The sequence below is a fragment of the Chryseobacterium sp. SIMBA_028 genome (genome assembly GCF_046535285.1).
In the GTDB taxonomy this organism is placed as follows: Bacteria; Bacteroidota; Bacteroidia; order Flavobacteriales; family Weeksellaceae; genus Chryseobacterium.
Window position 1 is genome coordinate 1 of sequence record NZ_JAWRWZ010000171.1, and the last position, 282, is coordinate 282.

1 pseudogene is annotated in these 282 nt (G+C 40.4%); it reads right to left on the reverse strand.

Features of this window, described 5'->3' with window-relative positions:
* Positions 1–282: pseudogene (locus SCA31_RS23020) on the reverse strand (glycine/betaine ABC transporter); the annotation flags it as partial.

The window sequence follows — 282 nt, forward strand, 5'->3', positions numbered from 1 at the left end:
GATGACCAATGCGGTAATGGTTGCGACAAAAATTAAGGCCAGGGTTTCCATGGTTTCTCTCCATAATCCCATTAAAAATATTAAAGTAAGTCCGGCCACGGTCATAATAGCGATACCTTTTCCGGCCTTCCACCATGCCAATAATGTAAAAAGGAGAATGATAATATAAAAAGGAGTGTTTACCAAAGCCCATTCAATCCCCATGATGGAGGAGTTTCCTACATGTTTTATGACATCGAATACAGGTTTCCCGTTTTCTGTGAGCCAATTGATTGCAGTTTC